We start from the raw sequence: 24,111 nt of genomic DNA on the forward strand, positions 1-24,111 counted from the left end.
AGACAATATGAGATATCTCATATTTTTGGGGTGGAAGATGGAAATTTATAAAGGTGAGAAAAAGCGGCACCACTTAGAAAAACACTCAATCGCGCATTTATTTTCTTTTCCGGCGGAAGAGTATATGGAAGTGCGCGAATATCAGCGGGATGAATGGATGATTCAAGAGGGCATGAGGCCGGATTTCCTGTTTTACGTGATTGAAGGAAAAGCGAAAATATATGTAACCCATCAAAACGGGAAAGTATCGTTAATTAATTTTATCAACAAAAATGATTATATCGGAGAAATGGAACTATTACATGAAGTGTATTACACAAAAGGAATTCAGGCCTCAGCGAAGACTGTTTGTTTTGCTCTGCCGATTGACCGCTGCCGCACGCAATTGCTTCAGGATGCGAAATTCCTGCGTGAATTGGCTAAGTTTTTAAGTATAAAGGCGACACTTATGGCTTCAAAGTATTCACAAAGTCTGGCGTTCCCGCTTGAAAACCGGCTTGCCGATTTTATTTTGCAAACGGCTTATGAAGGATTTTATAAAGAGAAGCACATAACGGTTTGTGATTATTTAGGTGTATCTTACCGTCATCTTTTACATGTACTGACGCAATTCTGCCAAAAAGGGTATTTGCAGAAAGAAGGGCGGGGCTATCAAATTAAGCGGCATGATTCGCTGTATGAACTTGCAGAGGCGCTGAAAAATAAGTAACGAGGCAAAAAAAACAGCCATCCGCAAATCAGGGATGGCTGTTTTTTATTATACAAGCTGAGCTTGTTTTTTTCGTGCCTGTTTCGCAGCGTCGACCATATTTTTCAATGCCGCAACGGTTTCTTCCTGCTGTCTTGTTTTCAGTCCGCAGTCCGGGTTTACCCAGAAGCGGTCTGTAGGACACACTTCAAGCGCGTCATCGATAATTTGATAGATTTCTTCAGTAGCCGGCACACGCGGGCTGTGAATGTCGTATACACCGAGTCCGAGGCCTTTTACGTATGGATGTTCTTTCAGGTACTCTAAAAATCCTCCGTGGCTTCTGCTGTGTTCGATTGTAATGACATCCGCGTCAAGATCATTGATCGTATCTACGATATCTTCAAAGTTGCTGTAACACATATGCGTATGAATCTGCGTCTCATTTTTCACAGAAGACGTCGTTAATCGGAATGCTTCTGCGGCCCAAGTTAAATATTCATCCCAATCCTGCGTTTTTAACGGCAGCCCTTCGCGGAGCGCAGGTTCATCGACTTGGATAATCTGAATACCTGCATCTTCAAGCGCTTTAACTTCTTTTCTGAGGGCAAGCCCGATCTGGAAGGCGATTTCTTTTCTTGAAATATCCACGCGCGGGAATGACCAGTTTAAAATGGTGACAGGTCCAGTCAGCATGCCTTTCATATGCTTTTCCGTCAGCGATTGGGCGTAGAGCGTATCTTTTACCGTCATCGGTTCGATAAATTCGACATCTCCGAAAATGACAGGCGGACGTACGCAGCGTGAACCGTAAGACTGCACCCATGCATATTTCGTAAAGGCGAATCCGGCCAGTTTTTCACCGAAGTATTCTACCATGTCCGTCCGTTCAAATTCTCCGTGAACGAGCACATCTAACCCGATTTCTTCCTGAATGTCAACCCAGCGCTTCGTTTCCGCATTAATAAAGGCTTGGTATTGTTCGTCCGTCCACTCTTTTTTTCGCCATTTTTGGCGTGCGCTCCGCACTTCAGCAGATTGAGGGAAGCTTCCGATTGTCGTCGTCGGCAGAAGGGGAAGACCGAGTGATTCATTTTGCAGCGCCAATCGTTCCTCAAAGCTTGCAGGACGGGAGAAATCTTTTTCCGTCAGCTGATTCAGTTCTTCTTTTTGAGCTGAGTTCGCCCCTGTTGCGAAAGCTTTCAGTGCTTTCAGTGCCGCTTTGGACTCTTCGATCTGCGCACTGACGGCCGCTTTGCCGGACAGGAGGCCTTCTTTTAAGACACCGAGTTCCGCCAACTTTTCTTTAGCGTATGACAGGCCGTTCAGCAGATCTTTTTCAAGATGTTCGTCAGGGTGTTTTGCCACCGGGACGTGCAGAAGGCTGCTTGAAGGCTGAATCCATAATTCCTCTATGTCAGCGTGGCTGAGGATATCAAGAGTCGCATCAAGGCGTTCTTCAGCATCGATTTTCCAAATATTGCGGCCGTCAATCACACCCGCTGCCAGCACTTTATCTTTCGGGAAGCCGTGTTTTTTCAATTGCTCCAGGTTTCTGCCTTTATCATGCACGAAATCAAGCCCGATTCCCTGTACAGGATAAGAAACAAGTTCTTCATACGCATCGACCGAATCAAAGTATGTCTGTAAAAGGACGTTCAGCCCTGAAAGCTCTTTTGTGATCGATTCATAGAGTTCTTTTGCGGCGCGGACATCTTCAGAAGAAGCTGTCACAAGGGCTGGCTCATCAATCTGAACCCATTTGACGCCTTCTGCTTCAAGCTCTTTCAGCAGCTGAACATAAAGAGGGACAAGGCGCTTTTGAATCGCTTTTGCTTCTGATTCTTCGTAACCTTTCGCAAGCGTGACAAATGTGTACGGACCGACAATGACGGGTTTCGTTTCCACTCCGAATTCTTCTTTGATCCGGCGGTAGTCGTCAAGCTGTTTGTTTCTCGTCAGACGGAATTCAATGCTTTCGTCATATTCAGGAACGATGTAATGGTAGTTGGTATTAAACCATTTCGTCATTTCACTGGAAACGGCGTCTTTTACACCGCGGGCAATCGCGAAATATGTATCAATGGGGTCCGTAATGCTGCGGAATCTTTTCGGAATCCAGTTAAAGCTGACGGCTGTATCGAGCACATGGTCATAATGGGTGAAATCAGAGACCGGCACAATATCAATATTTTGGTCAAGCTGTGTTTTGACAGCTGATAAGAATAAACCGTCAAGCTCTTTAAGAAACGTTTCTTTATCAGTTTTTCCTTTCCAATAAGCTTCAAGCGCTTTTTTCCATTCTCTGTTCAAGCCGATTCTCGGAAAACCAAGATTCGAAGTTTTAATAGTTGTCATTAAGTCTCCTCCTTTAAGTGAGATGTAACAAAAAAGCCTCTTTCTCATGAGAGAAAGAGGCTTTAACATCAAAATGTAAGCCTCTCTTATCTCTCAGATCACGTCTGATGGAATTAGCACCGTGCCTTAAGAGACAATCGTCTCGGCGCAAAAATCACGCGCCCCATTTCACAATGGAATTACGGTCGGTTGCTGTTGGGGTCAAAAGGCCAATCCCTCGCCCAACTCTCGATAAGAGAAAATATTTCAATTTTTTTGAAAAGTTACATCATTTGTTGGTTATCTTATCAGCTTATTCAGATCACTGTCAATAGAAAATCTCACATTTTAAAAAATTGATGATGTGACAAGCTGATCAATCATTATATGAGAAACATATCAGAAAGACAGCAGCTGTGCCTGTTCGGCTTTTTCCATCAGCACATCAGGCGCGTCTAAATACAGAAATCCGTTCCCGGCCAATGTTTTGGCGATATCCAAGGGAAGGGTCCGCCGCACAAGTTGGGCGTAAACTTCTGCCTCAGAAAGCGTCCGCTGAAACGAGGCCTGTTCAAGCCCTTTTATTAAGGCAAGCGCTCCGCTCACATGCGGGGCGGCCATCGAAGTGCCCGTCAGCTTCCCGTATTTATGGTTGGGAAGGGTGGAGAGAATGTTTTCGCCGGGAGCCACCAGGTCAATCTCTTTATTTGCGTTTGAAAATTCTGACGATTTTCGCGCGACTGAGACTGATCCGACGGCAATTACTTCGTTGTAAGCGGCCGGATACGACAGTTCCTCTGTCCGCTCGTCTCCGTCGCCTTCGTTTCCTGCTGCGCAAACGACCAGTACACCGCTTTTTACCGCATTTGTGACGGCTTCTTTCAGTTCAGGCACATCGCTCGGCCCGCCGAGTGACATAGAAATGATATCAGCCTTTTGTTCAACAGCGTAGTTGATGCCGTTAATGATCCATTCGTATTTTCCGCTGCCGTTTTGACCGCCGAGAACTTTCACGATTAAAAGGCTCGCTTCCGGCGCAACTCCCGAAATTCCGCCGTTTGAATCATTGGCGGCAATCGTTCCGGAAACATGTGTCCCGTGTCCGTTGTAATCGGAAAACGCGTCTTCTTTGCCTCCGTCATCATCGGTGAAGTTTTTCCCGCCGATAATCCGGTCTTTCAAATCAGGATGATTAACGTCACAGCCTGTGTCAAGCACTGCGATTTTAATATCCTTGCCTTTAAACCCTTTTGCCCACAATTCTGGCGCCTTAATCACTTTAATACCCTCAGGAAGCTCGTTCACATCCATGATTTGCTCATCCGTGACATAAGGAATCAACCGCATTTCACCATTCATAAAAAAGCCCTCCTTTTTTATGCTTGCGAGTGGATTCAAGGGTGTTGCTACTATTTTATGGCAGAGCCTGCCGCGCGGAAAGAGTCATTTGAAGCATTTTCATAAAAAAGGCGCAATCTATCGCACTAAAAAATTTCAAATAAATGGATAGTTTAACAGCTTTCATTTTGATTCATCACCCGGTAACGCTATAATTGGAAAATGGGAAAGGAGAAGAGGTATGAAGATAAGTGAAGCATTATACGACTATTTTTCAGGACAGGTTGATCAAATTACGGAAGATTGGATCGAAACGATGGAAGATTCGGATCCGAATTCAATTTATTCTTTGACAAATCCCGTCATCAGAGAAGAACTGAAGGAGCAGGATAAAGAATTTTATCGGCATATTAATAACATGTATATCATGCCGGAAAAAGAATTTTTAGAAGAGTTCGAGCAGTGGGTGATTGAGCTTGCGAAAGACCAGAAGCATCTGGATACTCCCGTCCAGTACGTTGTCCGTGAATTCATGAGAAACCGGAGGCTGTATATCAGTTATTATGACGCGTTTGCCGATGAACATGAATCCGCGTTTGCTGAGGGAGAAAGGAAGAGATGGGAGGATTTAATTGTCCAAGTATTTGATTTTACAATATACAAGTTTGTCGATCATGCCGAGCATAATTCAAAAATGCAGCTGAATGCGCAAAGAGAAATGATTTTAGAGTTAAGCTCGCCGGTTATTACACTGAGCAAACGGACGGCGCTTCTGCCGCTTGTCGGAGATATTGACACGGAGCGCGCCAAATTCATTCTGGAAAATACGCTGAGCACATGTGCGGATCGGCTGATTGAGCATCTGTTAATTGACTTGTCAGGCGTAGTCGTTGTCGATACGATGGTGGCGCACCAGATTTTTAAATTAATTGAGGCGCTGAATCTGATCGGCGTTACGTCCACTTTATCCGGAATCAGGCCGGAAATTGCCCAAACCGCCGTACAGCTCGGTATTAATTTCTCAGATATTACGATCAAATCCAACCTCGCTCAGGCTCTTAATTACCATCAGTAACATACATAACAAAACAGGCTGCCGAATCACTCCGGCGGCCTGTTTTTATAAAAACAACAGTGAAACGAGACAGCTCGCGCCGAATAACAGAAGCACGAGCAGGAAAAAGAACCAATCGGCGCGGCGCACAGTAACCGTTCTGTAAAATGTGCGGTTTCGGCTGCCCGTAAAGCCTTTAGACTCCATCGCGATCGCTGTTCGTTCCGCCTTTCTGATTGCGCCTGCCAAAAGCGGAATGGTGAAGCGTCTGAAGGCGGAGATCTTTCCTTTCAGCCCGGAATCAGACGCCGCGCCTCTGATTCTGTGCGCCTGCCGGATGATCAGGATTTCATCTTTCAGAAGAGGGAGAAACCGGAACCCGGCGATAACGCCGTAGGCAAGCTTCGGCGGGAGCTTACACTGCTGAATCAGACTGAGCATAAACAGAATCGGATCGGTTGTGAAAAGAAACATCATCGACAAAGCGGAAAAACATAAAATACGAAACGCGATAGAAATCCCGAGCGCCGCGTTGGCACTGTTGACGGCAATCGGCCCGAGCTTAAACAGCAGATTGCTTCCGGTTGTCGGGACGTTTCCGAATACGGCGGCGGTCCATAAAGAACCAAAGGCAAGAATGACAAACGGAATCGTAAACAGCAGCCATTTTTTCAGCGGCACGCTTCCCGCCAAGAGGACGCCTCCCGCAATGATGATATAAAACACAGCTGGGGTGTACGGATTATAAATAAACGACAGCATAACCACGCATAACAAAACAGCCGCCGCCTTAATGGACGGGTTAACAGCTTCCAGCCGCACGTTCATTTCTCCGCCTCCTGTCCTGTTTCATCCATTCATACCGCAGCGGCAAAGCTAAATGCGCCCGCTCCGCGGTTCCGATATGATCAGTAAACAAAGAATCGGGAGTTCCGCGGTATACCAGCTTCGTGCCGCAGAGCACAAGGATCGTGTCCGCATAATCTGAGACGAGCTCCATATCATGTGTCACCATCAAAACAGCCGTTCCTTCCTTTTGAATCTCCCGCAGCATCAGCATACACTCACGCGCCGTTTTTGCGTCCTGCCCGAAAGTCGGTTCATCAAGCAGCAAAACTTTCACATTGTGCATAAGCATCGTCGCGACGCTGAGCCTGCGTTTTTGTCCTTGGCTTAAAGAAAACGGATGCTGTGAGGCATGGCGTCTCAGGCCGAACCGGGTTAACAGCTGAAGAGCTTTCTCCTTTGCGGCATTGCCGTCTTCAAAGCCGAACAGCAGCTCGTTAATAACAGAATCTGTGACAAACTGGTGTTCAGGGTTTTGGAAAACATATCCCATCAGGCGCCGAAGCTCTTTTTCTGAATAGGAATCTATCGGTCTGCCGTCTATTTTGATGTCTCCGCTCACAGGACGGATGAGCTTGGCCGCGGCGGACAGGAGCGTGGACTTTCCTGTTCCGTTAGGGCCGGCAATCGCAGTAATTGACCCTTTTTTTACGGAAAAGCTCACATCCTGAAAAATGACATCCGTTCCTCTTTTGCATGACAGCCCGTGAACACTCAGTGCATCCTCTGCCGAAAGCGCGGCGGCCCGGGGGCAGGGAAGAGCCGGTACAGGTTTATGAAACAGGCTTTCTTTGCACAATGTAAAAGGAATGTTGACGTATTTCTGCAATGGGATTACCCGCGGAATCGGAATGCCGAGCCGCGTCAGCTCTTCAAGCTTTGTTTCAAAGACAGCGTCCGTCTCTCCGTCCATCACTATCTGACCGGTTTCGTCAAGGACAATCGTCCTGTCCATCCACGGAACCCAATGATCAAGCTGATGCTCGATTACGAGAAGGCCGAAGTTTCTTTTGGCTTGAAGTTCTTTGATCAGCCGCACAAATTCACGGACGGAATATGGATCAAGCTGTGCCGTCGGTTCGTCCAAAATAATGAGTTCCGGATCCATCGCAATGATACAGGCGAGCGCCACTTTTTGTTTTGAACCGCCTGACAGCGAGGCGATCGTTCGTGTTTTCAGATGAGTGATTTCTAATTTTTCCAAAACGTCATCAATGATGGTATCCATATCTTCTTTTGTATATTGCAAATTTTCCAGACCGAAGGCTATTTCATCTTCAACCGTCAGCATGCAAAACTGCTGATCGGGATCTTGAAACACTACGCCGATGGATGCAGCGGCGGGTCCTGCCAAGTTTGAAAGCGGTGTTCCGTTTAAGGAAACGGTTCCCGTTTGAACCGCATCACAGGCTTCCGGGTACAGGCCGTTTAAACAAAGGGCGAGCGAGCTTTTGCCGCATCCGCTCGGTCCGAGCAATAAAGCCCGCTCTCCTTTGCGGAGCTGAAATGACACGTTTTGAAAAATCGGCTTCTCATCCTCATCATAAGAAAAGGTGAGACGGCGGGCTGATAGAAGGGGTTCAAATGCCTGCATCTTGGTTCACCTGTTTCTTTTTCTTCTTCAATTCTTTTCCGAGCGCCATGCCGTTCAGCACTCCCGTGTAAGCCAGCGCATCACTGATTGCTTTGCCGAGAAGGCCGGCAAGAAGCGCGCCTGAGACCAAACGGATGAGAAGCATGACGGTTAATAAACCCGGGTTCAAAACAGAGTATCCGGAAACGAACAAATCATAAATGAAGCTCGTTACAGAAGATCCCATACCGGATAAAAGAAGCACAGGCAGGGTATAAATCCGCCAGCGTGTCGCTAAAAAGACCGCTTCCGCCCCGATTCCCTGTGCGATGCCGATCAGAATCACCATCGGTCCTGACGGATTTCCGAGTAAGCATTCCACAAACGCGGCGATGATTTCAGAAACGAGCGCCGCACCCGGTTTTTGAATAATGTACGCGGCAATCACCGAGACGATAAACCAAATGCCGTAAATCGGTTCGTAGCTCATCCGGCCGAAAAACCCTGCCGCTATATTGCTTGCATGAGTTGATAATAAATAAATGACAGCGAATACAACACTGATGACGGACATGACGACAATTTCTCTCATTTTCCAATTTTTCATTCTGATCTCCTGCTTTCTTATCGGATAGTCCTATGTATGAAAGAGTTGATTTTGTTACAGGCGGTTCATATTCCGTTTCATAATGCGGTGTCCTCCCCCGTTTTTTAATGAAAAATAAAAAACTGCATATCCGAGGGAATATGCAGCAGCAGAACGAAAACGCATGGAAAAGAACCCGCGCTCCGGTCAATCTGCACTTCCCCACGCTGGTATTATCCAGATCGGGTTATAAGGGATCAAAACACGCTTGCCGCATGTTTTATCTCAGCCGATAACAGCACCCCTAGTGCGTTTCCTATACAGTTTTTTATGATGACATCATCATAGTTGATCATGTCTGATTTGTAAACAGCCTTTCTCGAAAAGAGAGTTTGGAATCGGAACGGATGATCATTCATAAAGATAAGAAGAGTGTATATCACGCCCTTTTGATCAAAAGGAAACGGAGGACATCTATGTTTGTTCATACAGTGCAGTCTGGCGACTCGCTATTTTCCATCAGCAGAAAGTACGGATATCCTGTTGACAGCATCAGAAGCGTCAACGGGCTTGAGGAAACGAATATCGTTCCGGGGCAGGCGCTTTTGATCCCTCTTAATGAATATACGGTTCAGCCGAATGATACGTATGCCGTTATCGCAAGTAAGGCCTATGTGTCGCAGATGCAGCTGATGCAGGCAAACCCGGATATTCAGCCGAACCGGCTGCGGCCGGGTATGAAAGTGAAGATTCCTGATATATCTAACTATCTGGCAGGAACCCTGCAATTTTATGTCATTCGGACACCTGAAGCGGACAGAGAGTTAATCAATGATTTTGCGCCCTATTCATCAGCGATTTCTTTGTTTGAATATCATTTTGGCCCGAACGGAGATATCATTAATGATTTAAACGACAGAACCGCGATAGAAACCACATGGCAAAACAGAGTGCGGCCGCTTGCCGTCATCACGAATCTGACAGAAGGAGGATTCAGCCCGGAATTAGCTCATCAAGTCCTGCAAAACCCGACGGCGAGAACGAACCTCGTCAACAATATCGTCTATTTGACTGTAAGAAAGGGATACGGCGGTGTAAATATTGATTTTGAACGGGGCAGAGAAGCCGACCGGGATCTTTTTACCGGATTTCTCCGGCAGTTAAAAACCAGGCTCTCGGAGCACCAGCTCGCGTTAACGATATCGGTTCCGGCGAAAACAAGTGAAGCAGTGCCGTGGCTGAGGGGATATGATTACGGCGGAATCGGAGCTGTCGTCGATTATATGTTTATTATGGCATACGATTGGCACCACGCCGGCAGTGAGCCGGGAGCCGTGGCGCCTTTGACAGAGGTCAGAGACACCATCAATTTTGCCATCAGCAGGGTACCGAGAAGAAAAGTGATTCTCGGTGTTCCGCTGTACGGGTATGATTGGGTGATTCCGTACCGCCCCGGAACAGTCGGATCCGCCATCTCCAATCAGCGCGCCATGGAAACAGCCATGAAGCATCAATCAGTGATCCGTTATTCCCAGCAGGATCGTTCCCCTTATTTTCGGTATACTGATGAAAATGGGAGAACGCATGAAGTATGGTTTGAGGATGTGCGGAGCATGAGTGAAAAAATGGTTCTCGTGCGGCAGTACGGACTGCAGGCGATCGGTGCGTGGCAGTTAACGCTCGGCTTCAAACCGGGACCGTGGCTGCTGCGGAACTTTTTCACGATCCGAAAAATATAGCTGTATGTCCGCTTCACCTGGTGATTTTTTCTTTTCTATGATAACGGATCTTCTTTTGGACAATCTAAAGTTGAAAAGGAGGTCTGTCCCATGAAGAAAAGGGAAGAGCAGTATATCAACGAGGCTGAGTATGTACCGCACCCGACAAAAGAAGGGGAATACGCGCTCATGCTGCATGAATCATATCATTTCCTTTCAGAAGAAGATGAAAGCGATCTGCCGGAATAAGGGCTTTATGCCTTTATTCCATTTATTTTATAGGCATATGCTGAAATAACAAATTTAAGGTTGACACATTCCTTTTTTTTCTGTAATCTCAGTGTGTCAATTCAAATAAGAACTTCGTTAGGTGAGGCTCCTGTATGGAGATACGCTGCTGCCCAAAAATGTCCAAAGACGCCAATGGGTCAACAGGAATCATCGACATAAGGTGATTCTTAACGCAGCTGGATGGCCGTCCTATGCCATACAGTGCTAAAGCTCTACGATTGAAGGCCCCGCACGTTTATTTGCCGTGCTTGTTTTCGCCTTCATATCGGAAGGTTTTTTTTATGCCTCAAAACGTACATGACTGAGCATGATAAGGAGGTGCGGAGTATGGATTCTCCCCATTCGAGTATGTCAGAAGAAGTACCCATATACAGCCAGATAACCAATGACGACATGATGAGGAGACAAACCGCCGCACTTCCCTTGACGGACGGCGCGTCTCCGTAAAGGAGGTACGAGTCCCGATGGTCCAAAACATGACCTATGACGAACTCATATTACGCATTATCATTTTATTGCGGGACGGGAAAATTAAAGAATTCCGGAGCATGATAGATGAGCTTCAGCCCTATGATATGGCGTTTTTATTTAAAGAAATGCCGGAAAAGCACCGGGCCCGCTATCTGTCATATATGACGGTTGACGATATCACCGACATGATCGGAGAGCTTGAACGGGAATTTCAGCTTGCCGTTTTGCATAAAGTCGGTAAAACAAAAGCCACTCTCGCAATGAATAAAATGGATAACGACGATCTCGCCGCTTTGCTGGAAGAGATGGATGAAGAACTGAAAGAGCAGCTTTTATCCAGCATGGAAGCTGAGGAATCAAAGGCCGTACAGCTTTTGATGAACTATCCGCAAGAATCGGCGGGCCGGATGATGACGAACCGCTTCGTCTGGATTCCGCAGCATTATACAGTAAAAGATGCGGTCGTGAAGCTGAAAAGCTTTGCAGAAATCGCAGAATCAATAAACTATTTGTACGTGATTAATGACAGCAAGCAGCTTGTCGGGGTGCTTTCTTACAGAGATTTAATTCTCGGCGATCCTGAAGATAAGGTGCAGGATCTCATGTTTACGCGTGTCATCTCAGCCGGAGTGCTTCAGGATCAGGAAGAAGTCGCCCGGCTGATCCAGCGGTATGACTTCTTAGCCATACCCATCGTTGAAGAAAATAATGTGCTTGTTGGTATTGTCACTGTCGATGATATTATTGACGTCGTTATTAAAGAAGCCGATGAAGATTACGAAAAATTCGCCGCCTCCGGTAAGGCGATTACATTTGATACGAAAGCGTATGTTGCGGCGTACCGCCGCTTGCCGTGGCTCATTCTGCTTTTGTTTATCGGATTGATTTCCGGAAGCATCCTGAATTACTTTGAAGATACATTGCAAAAAGTAGTCGCCCTCGCATTTTTCATGCCGATGATCGCGGGAACGACGGGGAATACAGGTACGCAGTCACTCGCCGTCGTCATCAGGGGATTGGCTAAAGAAGAAATGAATAAAAAAACCATCTTTAAATTGATTTTCCGTGAATTAAGGGCCGGTATCTATATCGGCATCGTCTGTTCGATCGCGATCACGATTGTCGCATCCGTCTGGCAGAAAGACTTAACTCTCGGTTTTGTCGTCGGTTCATCGCTGCTTGCCACATTGATTATCGGTACGATGGCCGGAACGATCGTCCCTATTATTCTTCATAAACTGAACATTGACCCGGCGATTGCATCCGGGCCGCTGATTACGACGCTGAACGATATTTTGTCCTTATTAATTTATTTCGGCATTGCCACTGCATTTCTTCATGCTTTATAAAAAAAGGTCCGTCTCACAAGAGGCGGACTTTTTTTGTCAGCGGTTTTTATATTTAAAATGGGCATTAAGCTGTCCTTCCAGCATTTTTTTGCGGAGCTGCGGGTCGTTTTTGAGGGCCTGCTCTTTTTTTCGCATGTCTTTTAAAATCTCAGCCGTCTGTACGCCGTCTTCCCGCTTGTTTGCAATATCCATCAGCCGCTCAACGTCCGAAAAGGAATACTTTCTCGTTCCCCGCGATGAGCGCTGCGGGTAGATCAATTTCCGTTCTTCATAGTATCTGATCTGCCTGACTGACAATCCGGTTAATTCGCTTACAATGCCGATCGAGATTACTTTTTTATCTTTGTAAGATTGTTCGTCTGTCGTCATTTTTCCACCCCTGGATGTCTTTTACTCATATTATATAAGAAAAAAAGAGAAAAAACCTGACGCTTGTCAGGTTTTCTGACGTGAAATAGAAGATTTTAGAAAAAAAGCGTCAGAAAAATTAACAAGGTTAATGCATGGCTCTGTATCCCGTTTTATGCTTACTTTACAGATACAATGAGAGGAAGGATATGAATGGAGAAAGAAAAAGCGGTTTCGCTGGCAAAAGAAATCATTGAATTAGATAGGAAACGCGATGAAATGCTGGAGACGTTTATGCAGCTTGCCGGGGAACACGCTTTTCCGCTGCTCAGAGCCGTCCAGAACGGACTTTACCGAAAAACATCATAATTCCACACAAGTTTTACAATGGCTTCATACGTCATTGAAATAAAAGCGTTATTCTGATCATAGAATAACGGAAAACAAAGGAGGCCGTCATGAGTCATTTGCTTCAAAATGCACTGGACAGAGAGAGAAACCATTATTCCGAAAAGCTTCTTCAGATCGGAGTCTATACGAAAGAAATACTGAATTCCATGACAATCACAGAGCTGAGAAAGGAATATGCGTATTTTTTCCGGAACATTCCCTATAAAGAACGTAACCCTTATACAAATTAAATGATGTATAAGGGTATTTTTTTATATAAAAAAGAAGGAATTCTGAAAAACGGCACGAATAGAATATAAAACAGAGAACGACTCTTATGAATTGTAAGGGTTTACATTATTTTTTTATAAAAATCTTAAATACGGGGTAGATATGATGAGATTATCATTTAATGAAGAAGAAGTGATGCGTGCGATGAATTTGTACAAAGTTTTTGCAAGGGCTTTCAAGAGTGTGTCTGAACACAGCATCCGCGACAGTAAAGAACACGGTTTTAATCCGACTGAATTTGCCGTTTTGGAGCTGCTGTATACGAGAGGTCCGCAAAAGCTTCAGCAAATCGGCTCGCGTCTTTTGCTTGTCAGCGGAAATGTCACCTATGTCATCGACAAGCTCGAAAGAAACGGGTTTTTGGTCAGAGAACAAGACCCGAAGGACAAACGTTCTGTTTACGCCCATTTAACTGATAAAGGAAACGAGTATTTGGACAAAATTTATCCGATTCATTCATTGAGAATTGCGAGAGCGTTTTCAGGACTTATGCCTGATGAACAGGAACAGCTGATAGCCTTACTGAAAAAAGCGGGAATTCACAGCCAGCATTTGCTTTTCCGTTAAAAGAAAGCGGATACAACACTCTTCTTCAGGGAGAGTGTTTTTTTCTGTCCCGACGGTAGAGCCTGAAGCCGTTTTTGCATATGCTGATACAGGGCGGCATCATTATTTACCAATCATAATGTGATATGCCCCATGCCAAAATATGAAGGTGCTTTGAATATAAAGAAGGTGAACGTGTGAGAAGCTGTCTGCTGACTATATGGTACTTACTTGATCCGCTTTATTTTTTCTTTACCCGGCTGACGCTGATTGATAAACGGCAATCAAATGTATTCCGCGTCCGTTTGACAAGATATAAAGGAAAAGAAGTCGTCCTGAGCGACGGAACGAGAATTAAAAAAAATGACGTGTTAGTGAAGATTCATCTCCATAATGTCAAACTCCTGAAAGAGCTGCAGCCTATTGAAAGCGCGGTCAGAAGGGGGATTATGCTATATCAGAAAGTTTATCAATCCATGCCTCATTTAGCGGATTATATTAACCAGCATAAACGGAAAGACGAGATAAAAGGCGTCGTCGGCATTACAATGCTTCATAAAGGGGCGGCAAGACTCGGGTTTGATGTGATAACGCCGTCCAGCGGCTGCTACAGGCTGTTTAAGAAAGCTGCCCATATCCCGATTTTATATTTTACTGCGAAGCAGCTCACCCTCAAAAACATTCCTTATTCCTGTTATTTATTCATTTCCAAAGAAAAACTGATGTGCACGTATCAGACGGAAAAGAGCTGACGAAAAGCGTCAGCTCTTTCTCTTGATTTGCTCAAGCACGATTGAAAGCGGGCCGTCCTGCGGATTGCGGTAAAACTCATAAAACGGATCTCCCTCTGTTCTGACGCGATTCACGACTGTATCAATCGTATAATCATCAGGTGTTAAAGAGGAATTGACTTCGTTCCAATAAAGGGGGGCGGCAACCGTTCCCAATTCGTTGCCCCGGGTCGAATAGGGGGCGATAATCGTTTTTCCTTCAGCATGCTGCAAATAATCAAGGTAGAGCCTGCCGTTTCGGTTTTTGATAAACCGCTCTGTCGTAAATAGATCCGGGCGCGTCCGGACGCAATAATCAGCAATGAGCATTGTGAACGCGCGGGTCTCTTCGTAGGTGAATGCTTCCGGTGAAAGCGGGATGTAGAGCTGAATGCCTTTATTTCCGGAAAGCTTCGGAAATGATGTAATGCTGAATGAGTCAAACAGCTCTTTCAGCACATGCGCCGCCTCCACAGCCATAGGGAAATCATTCCTTGACGGCGGATCAAGGTCAATGACGATTTCTGCGGGCCTTTTAGAATGGACTGTCTGAAAAGGAACGTGAAATTCCAGCGCCAGCTGATTGGCCAGCCATAAAAGAGACGGTATGCTGTTGCACACGATGTGCTCATGGCTTCCGTCAAACACGCTTGAGACAAAGTCCGGCGTGTAGTCCGGCTTGTTTTTTTGAAAAAAAGACTCGCCCGGCGCCCCGTGTGGATATCGGATTACTGTGACAGCCCGGTCTTTAAGAAAGGGCAAAAGAACATCGCTCATCTTCACCATATAACAAAGGAAATCTTCTTTCGTTTTTTCACGCTTCTTAAAAACGACCTTATCCAGGCTTGTGAACTGCAGCTCTGGTGGCAGCGTTTTAGATCGGAGGATTAGCTGCTGATAAGTGCATTCAGTCCAATCCATCCCAAACTGAAAGGAAACAAAAGATACTTCGCGCAGGGTGTCCTGCAATATGGTTAAATATTGCACGGTCATGCAGATGGAGGGCTCTAGTGAATACTCGCCGTTTTTCAGTTTTTTTCCGTGGGTCTCCATAATGGTTCTGACGGCGTTTTTTTCCTCAGCCTGCATGCCGTGGGAAACGGATGCGACAGGAACGGCGGTGCCGTCTTTTAAAACCGAGGCCGTCACATACCCGTTTTTCGGATTGAATCCGGTTAACAGCACATGTGCCGTTTTCATATGTTTGTACTTCTGCCAGTCGGGAGACCGTTTATTTTCCGCCCAGCCGCTCGATACCCTTTTTGCTACTATGCCTTCTCCGTCATACCGGACGACCTTGTCCCAGAGCGCTTCAAAGTCAGTGTGCTCCGGAATGTATTGAATCGCTTCTTCCGCTAAGTGACGGGGGCTTAAAGGAAGATTTGCTTCTTCAAACAGTTTGAAAAGGGCGTGCTTCCGTTTCACATAGGGCAATGAGACTGTCGCGGCGCCTTTCAGAACCAAGAGATCAAATGCCAGAAAGCGGCACGGCCGTTTATTGGCGATATTTTCAATGGCTTCCGCCCGTTTTAAACGTCCGCGGATTTGAATGTGCTCAAAGTCCGCTCTGTACGGATTCACTAAATAAACAAGCTCACCGTCAAGCGTAATGGGGAACCTGTCTTTCATGTGCTGAAAACACAGGACGGCAAAGGCTGTGATTTCCGGAAATTGATTCGTCAGCGTCTGGCCGTTTCTGCTGGTTAATGTGACACCGCTTTCGTCTATGCGGAGAAGACAGCGGAATCCGTCATACTTTACCTCATAGCGCCACTCACTGCCTGTGGGCGGTGCAGAGGTCAGAATCGGCTGCATCGTCAGCACCATAATTAAGACGTTCCGGCTTTTTGTCTGGTCGTTTTCCGTTTTTTCCCTTCGCCGCCTGCGGACGCAGTGTCTTTTGTCCGCACCGGTGCAGCCTGCTCGCGATTCGGCCGCTTCGTCCGGTCAATGCTCGCCTGCAGGGCGCTGACAAGGTCAATGACATCTTCGCGCGGACCGGGAGCAGCCGGTGTCACGCCTGCTTCTTCATGTTCGAGCTTATCATTAATTTTGGCGAGGAGGGCTTTCCGGTATGTGTCTTCGTATTGCTCTGGGTCAAACTCGGTTGTCAGCTCGTTTATTAACGTAATCGCCGTCTGCAATTCTTTTTCATTCACGGCCGTCTGCTCGGGAACTCCCGGCACATGTCCGGCGTTTCTGACTTCATCCGGATAATGAATGGACTCCATCACGATACAGTTGTCATACACGCGAAGAATCGCAAGCTGCTGCTTAGAACGGATCGTAATAGAGGCAATCCCGATTTTACCTGTCGTCCTCAGCGCTTCCCGCAAAAGTGTATAGGCTTTTGTGCCGTTATCTCCCGGCCCGACATAATAAGACCGGTTAAAATAAATCGGATCAATTTCTTGCAGCTGGACAAAGTCAACAATTTCAACCGCTTTCTCTTCATGTTCCTGTTTTACGTCTTTCAGGTCCTCGTCTGTCAAAATGACGTATTTTCCCTTTACATACTCATAGCCTTTAACGATTTCACCAGGCTCCAGACTCTTTTCACATCCGGTACAGATTTTTTCGTATTTAATCGGCGCATGGTCTTCTTTATGAAGACTGCGGAATTTTATATCTTTATCTTCAGTGGCCGCAAAGAGCTTGACCGGGATATTGACGAGGCCGAAGCTGATCGAACCCTTCCACATCGTGTGCATGAATAAAAACTCCTTTTTGTCTTTATTGTGGATAAACGGGTCCGTTCCATGTGTAGCAACTTATGGGTGGCGCGGCGCTTCATGGAGCAGCTCTTCAATCTCCTCAGGCGGCAATGGCCTGCTGAAATAGAATCCTTGAAGAAAATCGCACCCTTTTTCATCTAAAAGCTTTTTTTGCATCGCCGTTTCAACCCCTTCAACCCCTTCAGCAACGACTAAAAGAGAAAGCTGATGTCCCATGGCAATTATTGCGCCTGTGATCTGCGCGGATTTAGGATGCAGCTGGAGATCATCTATAAATGATTTATCGATTTTCAATCTATGAATCGGAAAGTCCTTTAGGTAACTGAGAGAACTATGGCCCGTCCCGAAATCATCAATACTTACACTGATTCCCAGCTCAGTTAGCGCCGTTAGCACTTTTTTGCTGTGCTCGCGGTCTTCCATCGTCATGCTTTCGGTCACTTCTGCTTCAAGCAGTGCGGGAGGAAGCTTGTAATGGGTAAGTGTTTTCTGAATAAACGGGACAAGTTCTTCCGACTGAAATTGTTTAGCCGAAATATTAATGGCGACAGGAAGATGGTAACCTTTTTCGTGCCATTCCTTCGCCTGCCGGCACGCCTCGGTAATGATCCATTTGCCGAGGTCGATAATCAGGCCGGTTTCTTCGGCGGCCTGTATAAAGTCTCCGGGGTTCTGCAGTTTTCCATCTGCGCCGGCAACTCTCAGAAGCGCTTCAACTCCTGTTATGAGCTGATCGGCGGAGCTGTATTGAGGCTGATAATGAAGGACAAACCTTTTTTTCTCAATTGCTTCTCTCAATTCCATCTCAATCCGGAGCTTTTTCGCTTCTTTTTCTCCGATTTGGGCAGAGTAATATTTGTATTTGCTTTTGTTTCGGTCTTTGCTGGCGTACATCGCCATATCGGCTTTTTTCATCAGTTCCATCCCGTCCGACCCGTCTTTTGGAGAGACGGCGATGCCGATGCTGACGGAGGTGATCAGCTCATGCTCCTGAACGATAAACGGTTTTTCGAACTGCATGATGATCTGTTTTGCTAAATCATCAATGTCATCGTCCTCAGACCGGGCATCCGTTAAAATAATAATAAATTCATCGCCGCCAAGACGGGCGATAAAACCATTATCCGGGATGATGGAAGAAAGTCTTTCAGCCGCTGATTGAAGAAGTCTGTCTCCGACATTGTGCCCGAGAGCATCATTAATAACTTTAAACCGATTTAAATCGAGAAAGAACACAACGGTCAAATGCCCATGCGAATGTTTCTTTTCCAGAACTTCCGTCAATCGCTGAACGGCATGGCGGCGGTTCGGAAGGTCGGTCAAAGAATCATAATGCGCCATGCGGTGAATTTCCTTCTCGGCTTGCCGCTGTTTGGTCATGTCTTTACAGATGACATATACACTGTCCAGTCCGTTATCGACCAAAACAGGAATAAAGGTAACATTAATATAAAATAAACCGATATCTGTCTTCAGATCAGCATCAAAATGCAGTGCCTGCTGTTCTTTTTTTACCTGTTTGAAATAGGTCTTCAGCGGACTGCTGATATGTCTGCGCCAATTTTGGCTGTCCAGTCCGAAACTGTGTATCATCTCGGCCCCTGCTTCATTAGAGTAAAGAATTTTACCACTAGGAGAAAGGATGAAAATGGGGTCAATGTTATGTTTAATTAATGATTGAAACCGCTGTTCATGATCCTTCATACGTTCATCGTGGCGGAAAAACTGACGATCGAAATGTGAGCTGAAAAACAATAACATCTGAAAACAAAAGATAATCAGCGTAATAAAAACAGACAAATGAAACGAATGAATTTCCATATCGCTGCTAGGCCTTCGCGTGTCTGCATAAAATGACGCTGCCATCATACCTGTATAATGCATCCCCGAGACGGCCGCGCCCATGAAAACAGAACTGATGATTTTTTGAAAAGTCAAATGTTCTGTCGGTTTCTTCACTGCTAAACCGAAAAATACTTTCAGCGAAACGAAAGAAGCGGCAATGGCAATCAAAATAGAGAAACAGAATAAAAAAGGATTATACATAATCATTACCCGGGAAATGGCCGACATTCCCATGTAATGCATAAGTGAAATTCCCGCTCCCATAAAAACAGATCCGGTAATCAGCCGGTTGAGTGTTAAGATTCTTCGGCTGACGATATATAAAGCCGCGAAAGACCCGGAAATCGCGGCGCCTAAAGAAGAGACCATCGGTACGGCTTCATAATTCATATGCATGTTCACATAAACGGCGAGCATCCCGACAAAATGCGTTGACCATATGCCGAAACCCATGATAACTGAACCGGCGATCAGCCACAGTTTACTGCGAATCCCCGTTTTCAGCGTTACTTTTCTGGAGATTTCAAGTGAAGTAAACGCCGCCAGACAAGCAATCAGAATGGATAACCCGACAAGCGGAAGATTGTAATATACATGTAATTCCAAAGATGATTCCTCCTACTAAACCGTGAAACAACTTACATTTATATCGGCATGTCTAAAAAATATTTCAGCTTCAAGATTTTGTGTTAAAATCATTCTTAAGTTTCGGAATATAGACTTATGTCGGGAGTGATACATCATCGAAGGTTTTATCATATCAATAATAGAGGCGTTTAAAAGCTTATCCTACACAGGAATTTTTTTGGCGCTCAGTATAGAATTCATTCCCGCGGAAATTGTTCTTCCGCTTGCGGGCTACTGGGTGTCAAAAGGGGATATGACGCTTGCCGGAGCCGTGTTTGCCGGCTCGCTCGGCGGTGTTTCAGGCCCGCTTGTTTTATATGGAATCGGCAGGCTGGGCGGTCGGCCGTTTTTGCTGAAGTACGGAAAGTATATATGGATCAAACCCGAAACCCTGCAGAAATCAGACGATTTCTTTCAGAAGCACGGAGGTTTGGTAGCGTTCAGCGGCCGTTTTATACCGGGGATCAGGACGCTGATTTCTTTGCCGTGCGGCATTGCGAAGATGAATGTCTGGGTGTTCTCCCTTTATACATATGCAGCGATGCTTCCGATTACGTTTGCTTACGTATACCTCGGAATGAAACTCGGGGAAAATTGGAAAAACGTCGGGTCCATTCTTGATCAATATATGCTCCCGCTGGGTATATTCATTGCGGTGCTTCTCGTCTCTTATATCGTTTTAAAGAGAAGAAAGCAGCGGGTCAAAACAGAAAATATTTCTCAATTTGTTAAAAAAGTTAAGCGTTGACAAATGAAGAAACAGGCTTTATCATGAGCGTATAAACAAATATTTCTTGAAATCCCAAAGGGGAGTAGCGTCCGGATCTTCCGGAAACAAAGTCGTCAATTCATGGATCATATCCATCGGCTTTGTTGGCATGCCAATGATTCATGTCTAGCAAGACCTTTGCCTTATATCGGCAAAGGTCTTTTTTGCGTAAAAAAACCGCCGGTATAAGCTCGGATGACAGAAAAGAGACGGAGGGATTGGATTGGACTTATCATTATTATTGGAGTATGGATGGGTTCTTCTCGTTTTAATCGGGCTGGAAGGGATTTTAGCGGCGGATAACGCGCTGGTGATGGCTGTGATGGTGAAGCATCTCCCGGAAAAACAAAGGAAGAAGGCTTTATTTTACGGTTTGGCGGGGGCTTTTATTTTACGTTTCGGGTCGCTGTTCGCTATTTCTTTCTTGGTGAATGTTTGGCAGGTTCAGGCCGTCGGCGCCCTATATTTGTTTTACATCGCAGTCAGCCATTTGCTGAAGCGGTATGTATTCAAACATAACACAGGGCAGAAGAAACAGAAAGAAAGCGGTTTTTGGCAGACTGTATTGAAAGTGGAGCTGGCGGACATTGCTTTTGCCGTTGATTCCATTTTAGCGGCGGTCGCGCTTGCAGTAACGCTTCCGGGAACACCGCTTCCTGCCATCGGCGGCTTGGACGGCGGTCAGTTTCTCGTCATTTTAGCCGGCGGCGTTATTGGTTTAATCATTATGCGCTTCGCGGCATCAATGTTCGTTTCTTTATTAAAAACGAGGCCGGGCCTTGAAACGGCGGCATTTGTTATTGTCGGGTGGGTAGGCGTGAAACTCGCTCTTTATACTCTGGCCCATGAGGAACTCGGCATAGTTCCAGCAGATGTGATCCATTCGGCGGCCTGGAAAATGATTTTCTGGGCGGTTCTGGCAGCCATTGCGGTATGCGGATGGTTTATGTCAGGAGCAAAACAAATAGAGACGGATGCGGCATCCGCAGAAAGAGAACACGCATAAAAAGGGTCATAGAGGGATCTGTTTTTTTAAAAAACAGGTTCCTTTTTTTGTTTGAAACGCTTACATTTAAGACATATGATAACAATTTTATAACAGCATTGTTACAAAAAACACACAGAAAACCCCCTTAATTCTGCTTGAAGGCACGAAATCATGTATAGTACGTCTTATTGGCTTGTCATAATTGAGACAAATGAAATCGATTTCTCTTTTTCTTCCTTTGCGAATCCCTACTAAATTAGCTATGATTATGAGTAGTTATAGGGAGGAACTGAGGTGAAACCAGTGCTTAGCCTTTTGTTTAAATTGGGAAAAAAGAAGCAAACGCTTGAAACATCTGTTGAAAAAATACAAAAAGGCGACAAAGATCTGCAGAACGATTTAATACAGCAATATAAGCCTTTTATCGCAAAGACGGTTTCATCCGTTTGTAAACGATATATAGATGAAAAAGACGACGAATTCAGCATCGGGCTGATCGCGTTTAACGAAGCCATTGAAAAATATTCGGCTGAAAAAGGTAATTCGCTGCTTGCATTTGCAGAGCTTATCATAAAAAGAAAAGTAATAGATTATATCAGAAAAGAAGCAAGAACCGCTCAGCACATTAATATGGATGTGCAGGAAGGCGACGACCAGGAGTCTTCGCAGAGTCTTATCGAAGCAGAGCTTTCCATTGATGAATACCGCAAACAGATAGAACAGGAGCAGCGCCGGGAAGAAATTCTTTTTTTTCAAAAGCAGCTGAAAGAATACGGGCTGTCTTTTAAAGAGTTGCTGGAACAATCGCCGAAGCATACAGATGCGAGGCAGAATGCGATTAAGGTAGCTTACACGCTTGTTGAAAATGAAGAGCTGGCGTCCATTTTGCACCAGAAGAAACAGCTTCCTGTCAAACAGCTGGAGCAGCTCGTGTCGGTCAGCAGAAAAACGATCGAACGGAACCGAAAATATATCATCGCCATGAGTATTATTATTACCGGTGATTATATTTATTTAAAAGATTATCTTAAAGGGGTGTTGCACTCATGAGAAGAGGGATCATAGTAGAGAAAAATAAAAAATTCGTCACGTTGCTAACCCCTGACGGACAATTTTTAAAAACAAAAAATGATCACCGCACTTGTGAAATCGGAGAGGAAATTACGTTTGAAGGCGAAACGCGTATGGGAAGAAGGGCCAGCTTTTTTGATTTTCTGAAACTGCGCCCTTTTAAATTGGGAGTGTTTACGATGACTGCTATTATCTTATTTATTTTAATCATGCTCCCGGTTTTTTCTGATAACAAAGCTTACGCGTATATGACGCTGGACATTAATCCAAGCATTGAGATGGCTTTAAACAGCAAATATGAAGTCATTGAACTTACGCCGCTGAACCATGACGCCAAACAGGTCATTAATGACATCGGAGACTGGAAAAGCAGCGATTTTAAGGAAGTCATCAGTGATATTATTACCGATTGCAGCAAGCATGGATATGTAAAGGAATCAAAAGAGATTTTAATTTCCACGGTTTATGAAAATACAGATGACAATACATATAAAAAAGGCGTCAAAAAACAGCTGGCTGATATGACTGAAAAATATAAGGGCACCTACCAGCTTCAATCGCTTGAATCAGATATGGAAACAAGAGAAAAAGCGAAACAGGAAGGTATGTCAACAGGCAGCTACATAAGAAGAAACGAAAAGAAAACAGAAGAAGAACAGCCTGAAAAGAAAACAGACGGCCAAGAAACCGATCAGAAAAACAATGAAACAGATACTGATCAAAACATGCAGCCGGACACAGAAAAGCCGGCGGCTGATGAGCAGACATCTCCTGATGAAGAAAAGGCAGCGGACCAGCCGGAAAACAATGAAACAACGCCCGGCACGGAAGAAGCGAAGCCGGACAGTCAGGACGGCAATCAGCAAACCGAAAAAAATGCAGCTTCCGGATCAGAGGAAAACACTCAGAAGGAACAAGATGGGGAAAAAGAGCAGCCCCCAACACAAAATCCTCAGGAAAACGGAAACGACAAAGAGCCCAAGCATAGGTATAACAATCATTACTGGAATCAGCGGGATCATGAGCGCAATGAACAGCGGGAATCCTATCGGCGCCATGAAGATTCGTCAGACCGCAGGAACCCGAACGGCTACCGGCACGGAAGGGAAAATGCCGATAAATATCAAAATTCGCCGAGAAATCCCGGCGAATAAGCTACATTATTGAGTTTTGCCGTTTAATTGTGATTGAGCCTGCTGTACAAGCCGTTTTGTCATTTCCCCGCCTACAGAGCCGTTTGCGCGTGCTGCTGTATCAGAGCTAAGGTTCACGCCGAATTCTTGAGCCACTTCGTATTTAAATTGGTCAAGTGCCTGCTCAGCCCCTGGAACTAAGAGTTTATTTCTGCTCGCCATCTTTTTCATCTCCTTTTCTCTGGCAAGATGTTTTACGCATTTTAGTTTCAAACGGAACGGTATTGATTATGCTGGCAATTGTTGTGCAGCTGAAAAAAACCCCGGCGCAGACACCGGGGCTAAGA

Annotated in this window: 23 protein-coding genes and 3 riboswitches; of the genes, 13 read left to right on the forward strand and 10 right to left on the reverse strand. The window is 45.4% G+C overall.

Translation table 11 applies throughout. From position 1 onward, the window contains the following. The first annotated feature begins 37 nt into the window (after nt 1–37). Entirely contained in the window at nt 38–709 is a 672-nt protein-coding gene (gene yeiL, locus MHH91_RS06895; protein ID WP_013351999.1) for a transcriptional regulator YeiL, read from the forward strand. Nucleotides 710–757: 48 nt separating this feature from the next. Here yeiL and metE read toward each other — a convergent pair whose 3' ends face one another. After that, nucleotides 758–3,046 (reverse strand): 5-methyltetrahydropteroyltriglutamate--homocysteine S-methyltransferase, encoded by a 2,289-nt coding sequence (gene metE / locus MHH91_RS06900; RefSeq protein ID WP_014470481.1) that lies wholly within the window; start codon nt 3,044–3,046, stop codon nt 758–760. Nucleotides 3,047–3,129: 83 nt separating this feature from the next. After that, nucleotides 3,130–3,284, reverse strand: a riboswitch (SAM riboswitch). A 140-nt stretch (nt 3,285–3,424) separates the two neighbouring features. After that, a complete protein-coding gene (locus MHH91_RS06905; protein ID WP_013352001.1) occupies nt 3,425–4,384 on the reverse strand; it encodes a S8 family peptidase in 960 nt (319 codons plus the stop codon). A 220-nt stretch (nt 4,385–4,604) separates the two neighbouring features. On the opposite strand from MHH91_RS06905, the gene MHH91_RS06910 reads away from it, so the two are divergent. Further along, nucleotides 4,605–5,438, forward strand: a complete 834-nt coding sequence (locus MHH91_RS06910) for an STAS domain-containing protein (protein WP_014471726.1) — start codon at nt 4,605–4,607, stop codon at nt 5,436–5,438. A gap of 45 nt (nt 5,439–5,483) precedes the next feature. On the opposite strand, the gene MHH91_RS06915 is transcribed toward MHH91_RS06910, so the two are convergent. From MHH91_RS06915 to MHH91_RS06925, 3 genes are read right to left on the reverse strand one after another with little or no spacing between them, the layout of a single operon-like run. After that, nucleotides 5,484–6,245: an energy-coupling factor transporter transmembrane component T family protein gene (locus MHH91_RS06915; RefSeq protein WP_013352003.1), complete on the reverse strand. Its 762-nt coding sequence runs from the start codon at nt 6,243–6,245 to the stop codon at nt 5,484–5,486. Further along, entirely contained in the window at nt 6,220–7,857 is a 1,638-nt protein-coding gene (locus MHH91_RS06920; protein WP_013352004.1) for an ABC transporter ATP-binding protein, read from the reverse strand. The genes MHH91_RS06915 and MHH91_RS06920 overlap by 26 nt, the downstream gene beginning before the upstream one ends. Continuing rightward, nucleotides 7,844–8,443: an ECF transporter S component gene (locus tag MHH91_RS06925; RefSeq protein WP_013352005.1), complete on the reverse strand. Its 600-nt coding sequence runs from the start codon at nt 8,441–8,443 to the stop codon at nt 7,844–7,846. Before MHH91_RS06925 ends, MHH91_RS06920 begins: the two co-directional genes overlap by 14 nt. 181 nt (nt 8,444–8,624) lie before the next feature. After that, nucleotides 8,625–8,738, reverse strand: a riboswitch (TPP riboswitch). 160 nt (nt 8,739–8,898) lie between these two features. Here MHH91_RS06925 and MHH91_RS06930 point away from each other — a divergent pair. The 3 genes from MHH91_RS06930 to mgtE all read left to right on the forward strand — a co-directional run bounded on the left by MHH91_RS06930 (nt 8,899) and on the right by mgtE (nt 12,251). After that, nucleotides 8,899–10,161 (forward strand): glycosyl hydrolase family 18 protein, encoded by a 1,263-nt coding sequence (locus MHH91_RS06930; RefSeq protein ID WP_014471728.1) that lies wholly within the window; start codon nt 8,899–8,901, stop codon nt 10,159–10,161. A gap of 90 nt (nt 10,162–10,251) precedes the next feature. Further along, on the forward strand, nt 10,252–10,389 hold the full coding sequence (locus MHH91_RS06935) for a transcriptional regulator SplA domain-containing protein (RefSeq protein ID WP_003154740.1): 138 nt from the start codon (nt 10,252–10,254) through the stop codon (nt 10,387–10,389). A 106-nt stretch (nt 10,390–10,495) separates the two neighbouring features. Further along, nucleotides 10,496–10,661, forward strand: a riboswitch (M-box (ykoK) riboswitch). Between the two features lie 234 nt (nt 10,662–10,895). Continuing rightward, complete coding sequence (gene mgtE / locus MHH91_RS06940) at nt 10,896–12,251, forward strand: magnesium transporter (protein ID WP_013352007.1); 1,356 nt, start codon at nt 10,896–10,898, stop codon at nt 12,249–12,251. Between the two features lie 36 nt (nt 12,252–12,287). Here mgtE and MHH91_RS06945 read toward each other — a convergent pair whose 3' ends face one another. Beyond that, nucleotides 12,288–12,620 (reverse strand): MerR family transcriptional regulator, encoded by a 333-nt coding sequence (locus tag MHH91_RS06945; protein WP_013352008.1) that lies wholly within the window; start codon nt 12,618–12,620, stop codon nt 12,288–12,290. Nucleotides 12,621–12,812: 192 nt separating this feature from the next. On the opposite strand from MHH91_RS06945, the gene MHH91_RS06950 reads away from it, so the two are divergent. The 4 genes from MHH91_RS06950 (at nt 12,813) to MHH91_RS06965 (ending at nt 14,578) form a co-directional block, all read left to right on the forward strand. Next, on the forward strand, nt 12,813–12,968 hold the full coding sequence (locus MHH91_RS06950; protein ID WP_013352009.1) for a hypothetical protein: 156 nt from the start codon (nt 12,813–12,815) through the stop codon (nt 12,966–12,968). Nucleotides 12,969–13,057: 89 nt separating this feature from the next. Next, nucleotides 13,058–13,240, forward strand: a complete 183-nt coding sequence (gene fbpA / locus MHH91_RS06955; RefSeq protein ID WP_013352010.1) for a Fur-regulated basic protein FbpA — start codon at nt 13,058–13,060, stop codon at nt 13,238–13,240. A gap of 142 nt (nt 13,241–13,382) precedes the next feature. Beyond that, the gene (locus MHH91_RS06960) at nt 13,383–13,847 is read left to right on the forward strand and encodes a MarR family winged helix-turn-helix transcriptional regulator (protein WP_013352011.1); all 465 of its coding nucleotides are present in this window, start codon (nt 13,383–13,385) and stop codon (nt 13,845–13,847) included. 176 nt (nt 13,848–14,023) lie between these two features. Then, nucleotides 14,024–14,578: a YkoP family protein gene (locus MHH91_RS06965; RefSeq protein ID WP_013352012.1), complete on the forward strand. Its 555-nt coding sequence runs from the start codon at nt 14,024–14,026 to the stop codon at nt 14,576–14,578. A 9-nt stretch (nt 14,579–14,587) separates the two neighbouring features. On the opposite strand, the gene MHH91_RS06970 is transcribed toward MHH91_RS06965, so the two are convergent. From MHH91_RS06970 to MHH91_RS06980, 3 genes are read right to left on the reverse strand one after another with little or no spacing between them, the layout of a single operon-like run. Next, the gene (locus tag MHH91_RS06970; RefSeq protein ID WP_013352013.1) at nt 14,588–16,423 is read right to left on the reverse strand and encodes a DNA ligase D; all 1,836 of its coding nucleotides are present in this window, start codon (nt 16,421–16,423) and stop codon (nt 14,588–14,590) included. Between the two features lie 2 nt (nt 16,424–16,425). Further along, nucleotides 16,426–17,307: a non-homologous end joining protein Ku gene (ku, locus tag MHH91_RS06975; protein WP_013352014.1), complete on the reverse strand. Its 882-nt coding sequence runs from the start codon at nt 17,305–17,307 to the stop codon at nt 16,426–16,428. 60 nt (nt 17,308–17,367) lie between these two features. Next, nucleotides 17,368–19,782 carry a bifunctional diguanylate cyclase/phosphodiesterase gene (locus MHH91_RS06980; protein WP_014471731.1) on the reverse strand — a complete coding sequence of 805 codons (2,415 nt, stop codon included), beginning with the start codon at nt 19,780–19,782 and terminating at the stop codon, nt 17,368–17,370. Nucleotides 19,783–19,915: 133 nt separating this feature from the next. Between MHH91_RS06980 and MHH91_RS06985 the strand changes: the two genes are divergently transcribed. The 4 genes from MHH91_RS06985 (at nt 19,916) to MHH91_RS07000 (ending at nt 23,785) form a co-directional block, all read left to right on the forward strand. Further along, nucleotides 19,916–20,551 (forward strand): DedA family protein, encoded by a 636-nt coding sequence (locus MHH91_RS06985; RefSeq protein WP_373419139.1) that lies wholly within the window; start codon nt 19,916–19,918, stop codon nt 20,549–20,551. Between the two features lie 244 nt (nt 20,552–20,795). Then, complete coding sequence (locus MHH91_RS06990; RefSeq protein ID WP_013352017.1) at nt 20,796–21,578, forward strand: TerC family protein; 783 nt, start codon at nt 20,796–20,798, stop codon at nt 21,576–21,578. A gap of 276 nt (nt 21,579–21,854) precedes the next feature. Beyond that, the gene (gene sigI / locus MHH91_RS06995) at nt 21,855–22,610 is read left to right on the forward strand and encodes an RNA polymerase sigma factor SigI (protein ID WP_003154719.1); all 756 of its coding nucleotides are present in this window, start codon (nt 21,855–21,857) and stop codon (nt 22,608–22,610) included. Then, nucleotides 22,607–23,785, forward strand: a complete 1,179-nt coding sequence (locus MHH91_RS07000) for an anti-sigma-I factor RsgI family protein (protein ID WP_013352018.1) — start codon at nt 22,607–22,609, stop codon at nt 23,783–23,785. Before sigI ends, MHH91_RS07000 begins: the two co-directional genes overlap by 4 nt. Nucleotides 23,786–23,791: 6 nt before the next feature. Here the strand turns inward: MHH91_RS07000 and MHH91_RS07005 are convergent, their stop codons facing one another. Next, on the reverse strand, nt 23,792–23,986 hold the full coding sequence (locus MHH91_RS07005) for an alpha/beta-type small acid-soluble spore protein (protein WP_013352019.1): 195 nt from the start codon (nt 23,984–23,986) through the stop codon (nt 23,792–23,794). Between the last annotated feature and the right edge of the window lie 125 nt (nt 23,987–24,111).

It is taken from the genome of Bacillus sp. FSL K6-2819 (assembly GCF_038008305.1).
Lineage (GTDB): Bacteria > Bacillota > Bacilli > Bacillales > Bacillaceae > Bacillus > Bacillus amyloliquefaciens.

Coding starts and splice junctions, on each gene's coding strand:
- yeiL (WP_013351999.1), top strand. CDS start 38: ATGGAAATTTATAAAGGTGAGAAAAAGCGGCACCACTTAGAAAAACAC.
- metE (WP_014470481.1), bottom strand. CDS start 3,046: ATGACAACTATTAAAACTTCGAATCTTGGTTTTCCGAGAATCGGCTTG.
- MHH91_RS06905 (WP_013352001.1), bottom strand. CDS start 4,384: ATGAATGGTGAAATGCGGTTGATTCCTTATGTCACGGATGAGCAAATC.
- MHH91_RS06910 (WP_014471726.1), top strand. CDS start 4,605: ATGAAGATAAGTGAAGCATTATACGACTATTTTTCAGGACAGGTTGAT.
- MHH91_RS06915 (WP_013352003.1), bottom strand. CDS start 6,245: ATGAACGTGCGGCTGGAAGCTGTTAACCCGTCCATTAAGGCGGCGGCT.
- MHH91_RS06920 (WP_013352004.1), bottom strand. CDS start 7,857: ATGCAGGCATTTGAACCCCTTCTATCAGCCCGCCGTCTCACCTTTTCT.
- MHH91_RS06925 (WP_013352005.1), bottom strand. CDS start 8,443: ATGAAAAATTGGAAAATGAGAGAAATTGTCGTCATGTCCGTCATCAGT.
- MHH91_RS06930 (WP_014471728.1), top strand. CDS start 8,899: ATGTTTGTTCATACAGTGCAGTCTGGCGACTCGCTATTTTCCATCAGC.
- MHH91_RS06935 (WP_003154740.1), top strand. CDS start 10,252: ATGAAGAAAAGGGAAGAGCAGTATATCAACGAGGCTGAGTATGTACCG.
- mgtE (WP_013352007.1), top strand. CDS start 10,896: ATGGTCCAAAACATGACCTATGACGAACTCATATTACGCATTATCATT.
- MHH91_RS06945 (WP_013352008.1), bottom strand. CDS start 12,620: ATGACGACAGACGAACAATCTTACAAAGATAAAAAAGTAATCTCGATC.
- MHH91_RS06950 (WP_013352009.1), top strand. CDS start 12,813: ATGGAGAAAGAAAAAGCGGTTTCGCTGGCAAAAGAAATCATTGAATTA.
- fbpA (WP_013352010.1), top strand. CDS start 13,058: ATGAGTCATTTGCTTCAAAATGCACTGGACAGAGAGAGAAACCATTAT.
- MHH91_RS06960 (WP_013352011.1), top strand. CDS start 13,383: ATGATGAGATTATCATTTAATGAAGAAGAAGTGATGCGTGCGATGAAT.
- MHH91_RS06970 (WP_013352013.1), bottom strand. CDS start 16,423: ATGGTGCTGACGATGCAGCCGATTCTGACCTCTGCACCGCCCACAGGC.
- ku (WP_013352014.1), bottom strand. CDS start 17,307: ATGCACACGATGTGGAAGGGTTCGATCAGCTTCGGCCTCGTCAATATC.
- MHH91_RS07000 (WP_013352018.1), top strand. CDS start 22,607: ATGAGAAGAGGGATCATAGTAGAGAAAAATAAAAAATTCGTCACGTTG.
- MHH91_RS07005 (WP_013352019.1), bottom strand. CDS start 23,986: ATGGCGAGCAGAAATAAACTCTTAGTTCCAGGGGCTGAGCAGGCACTT.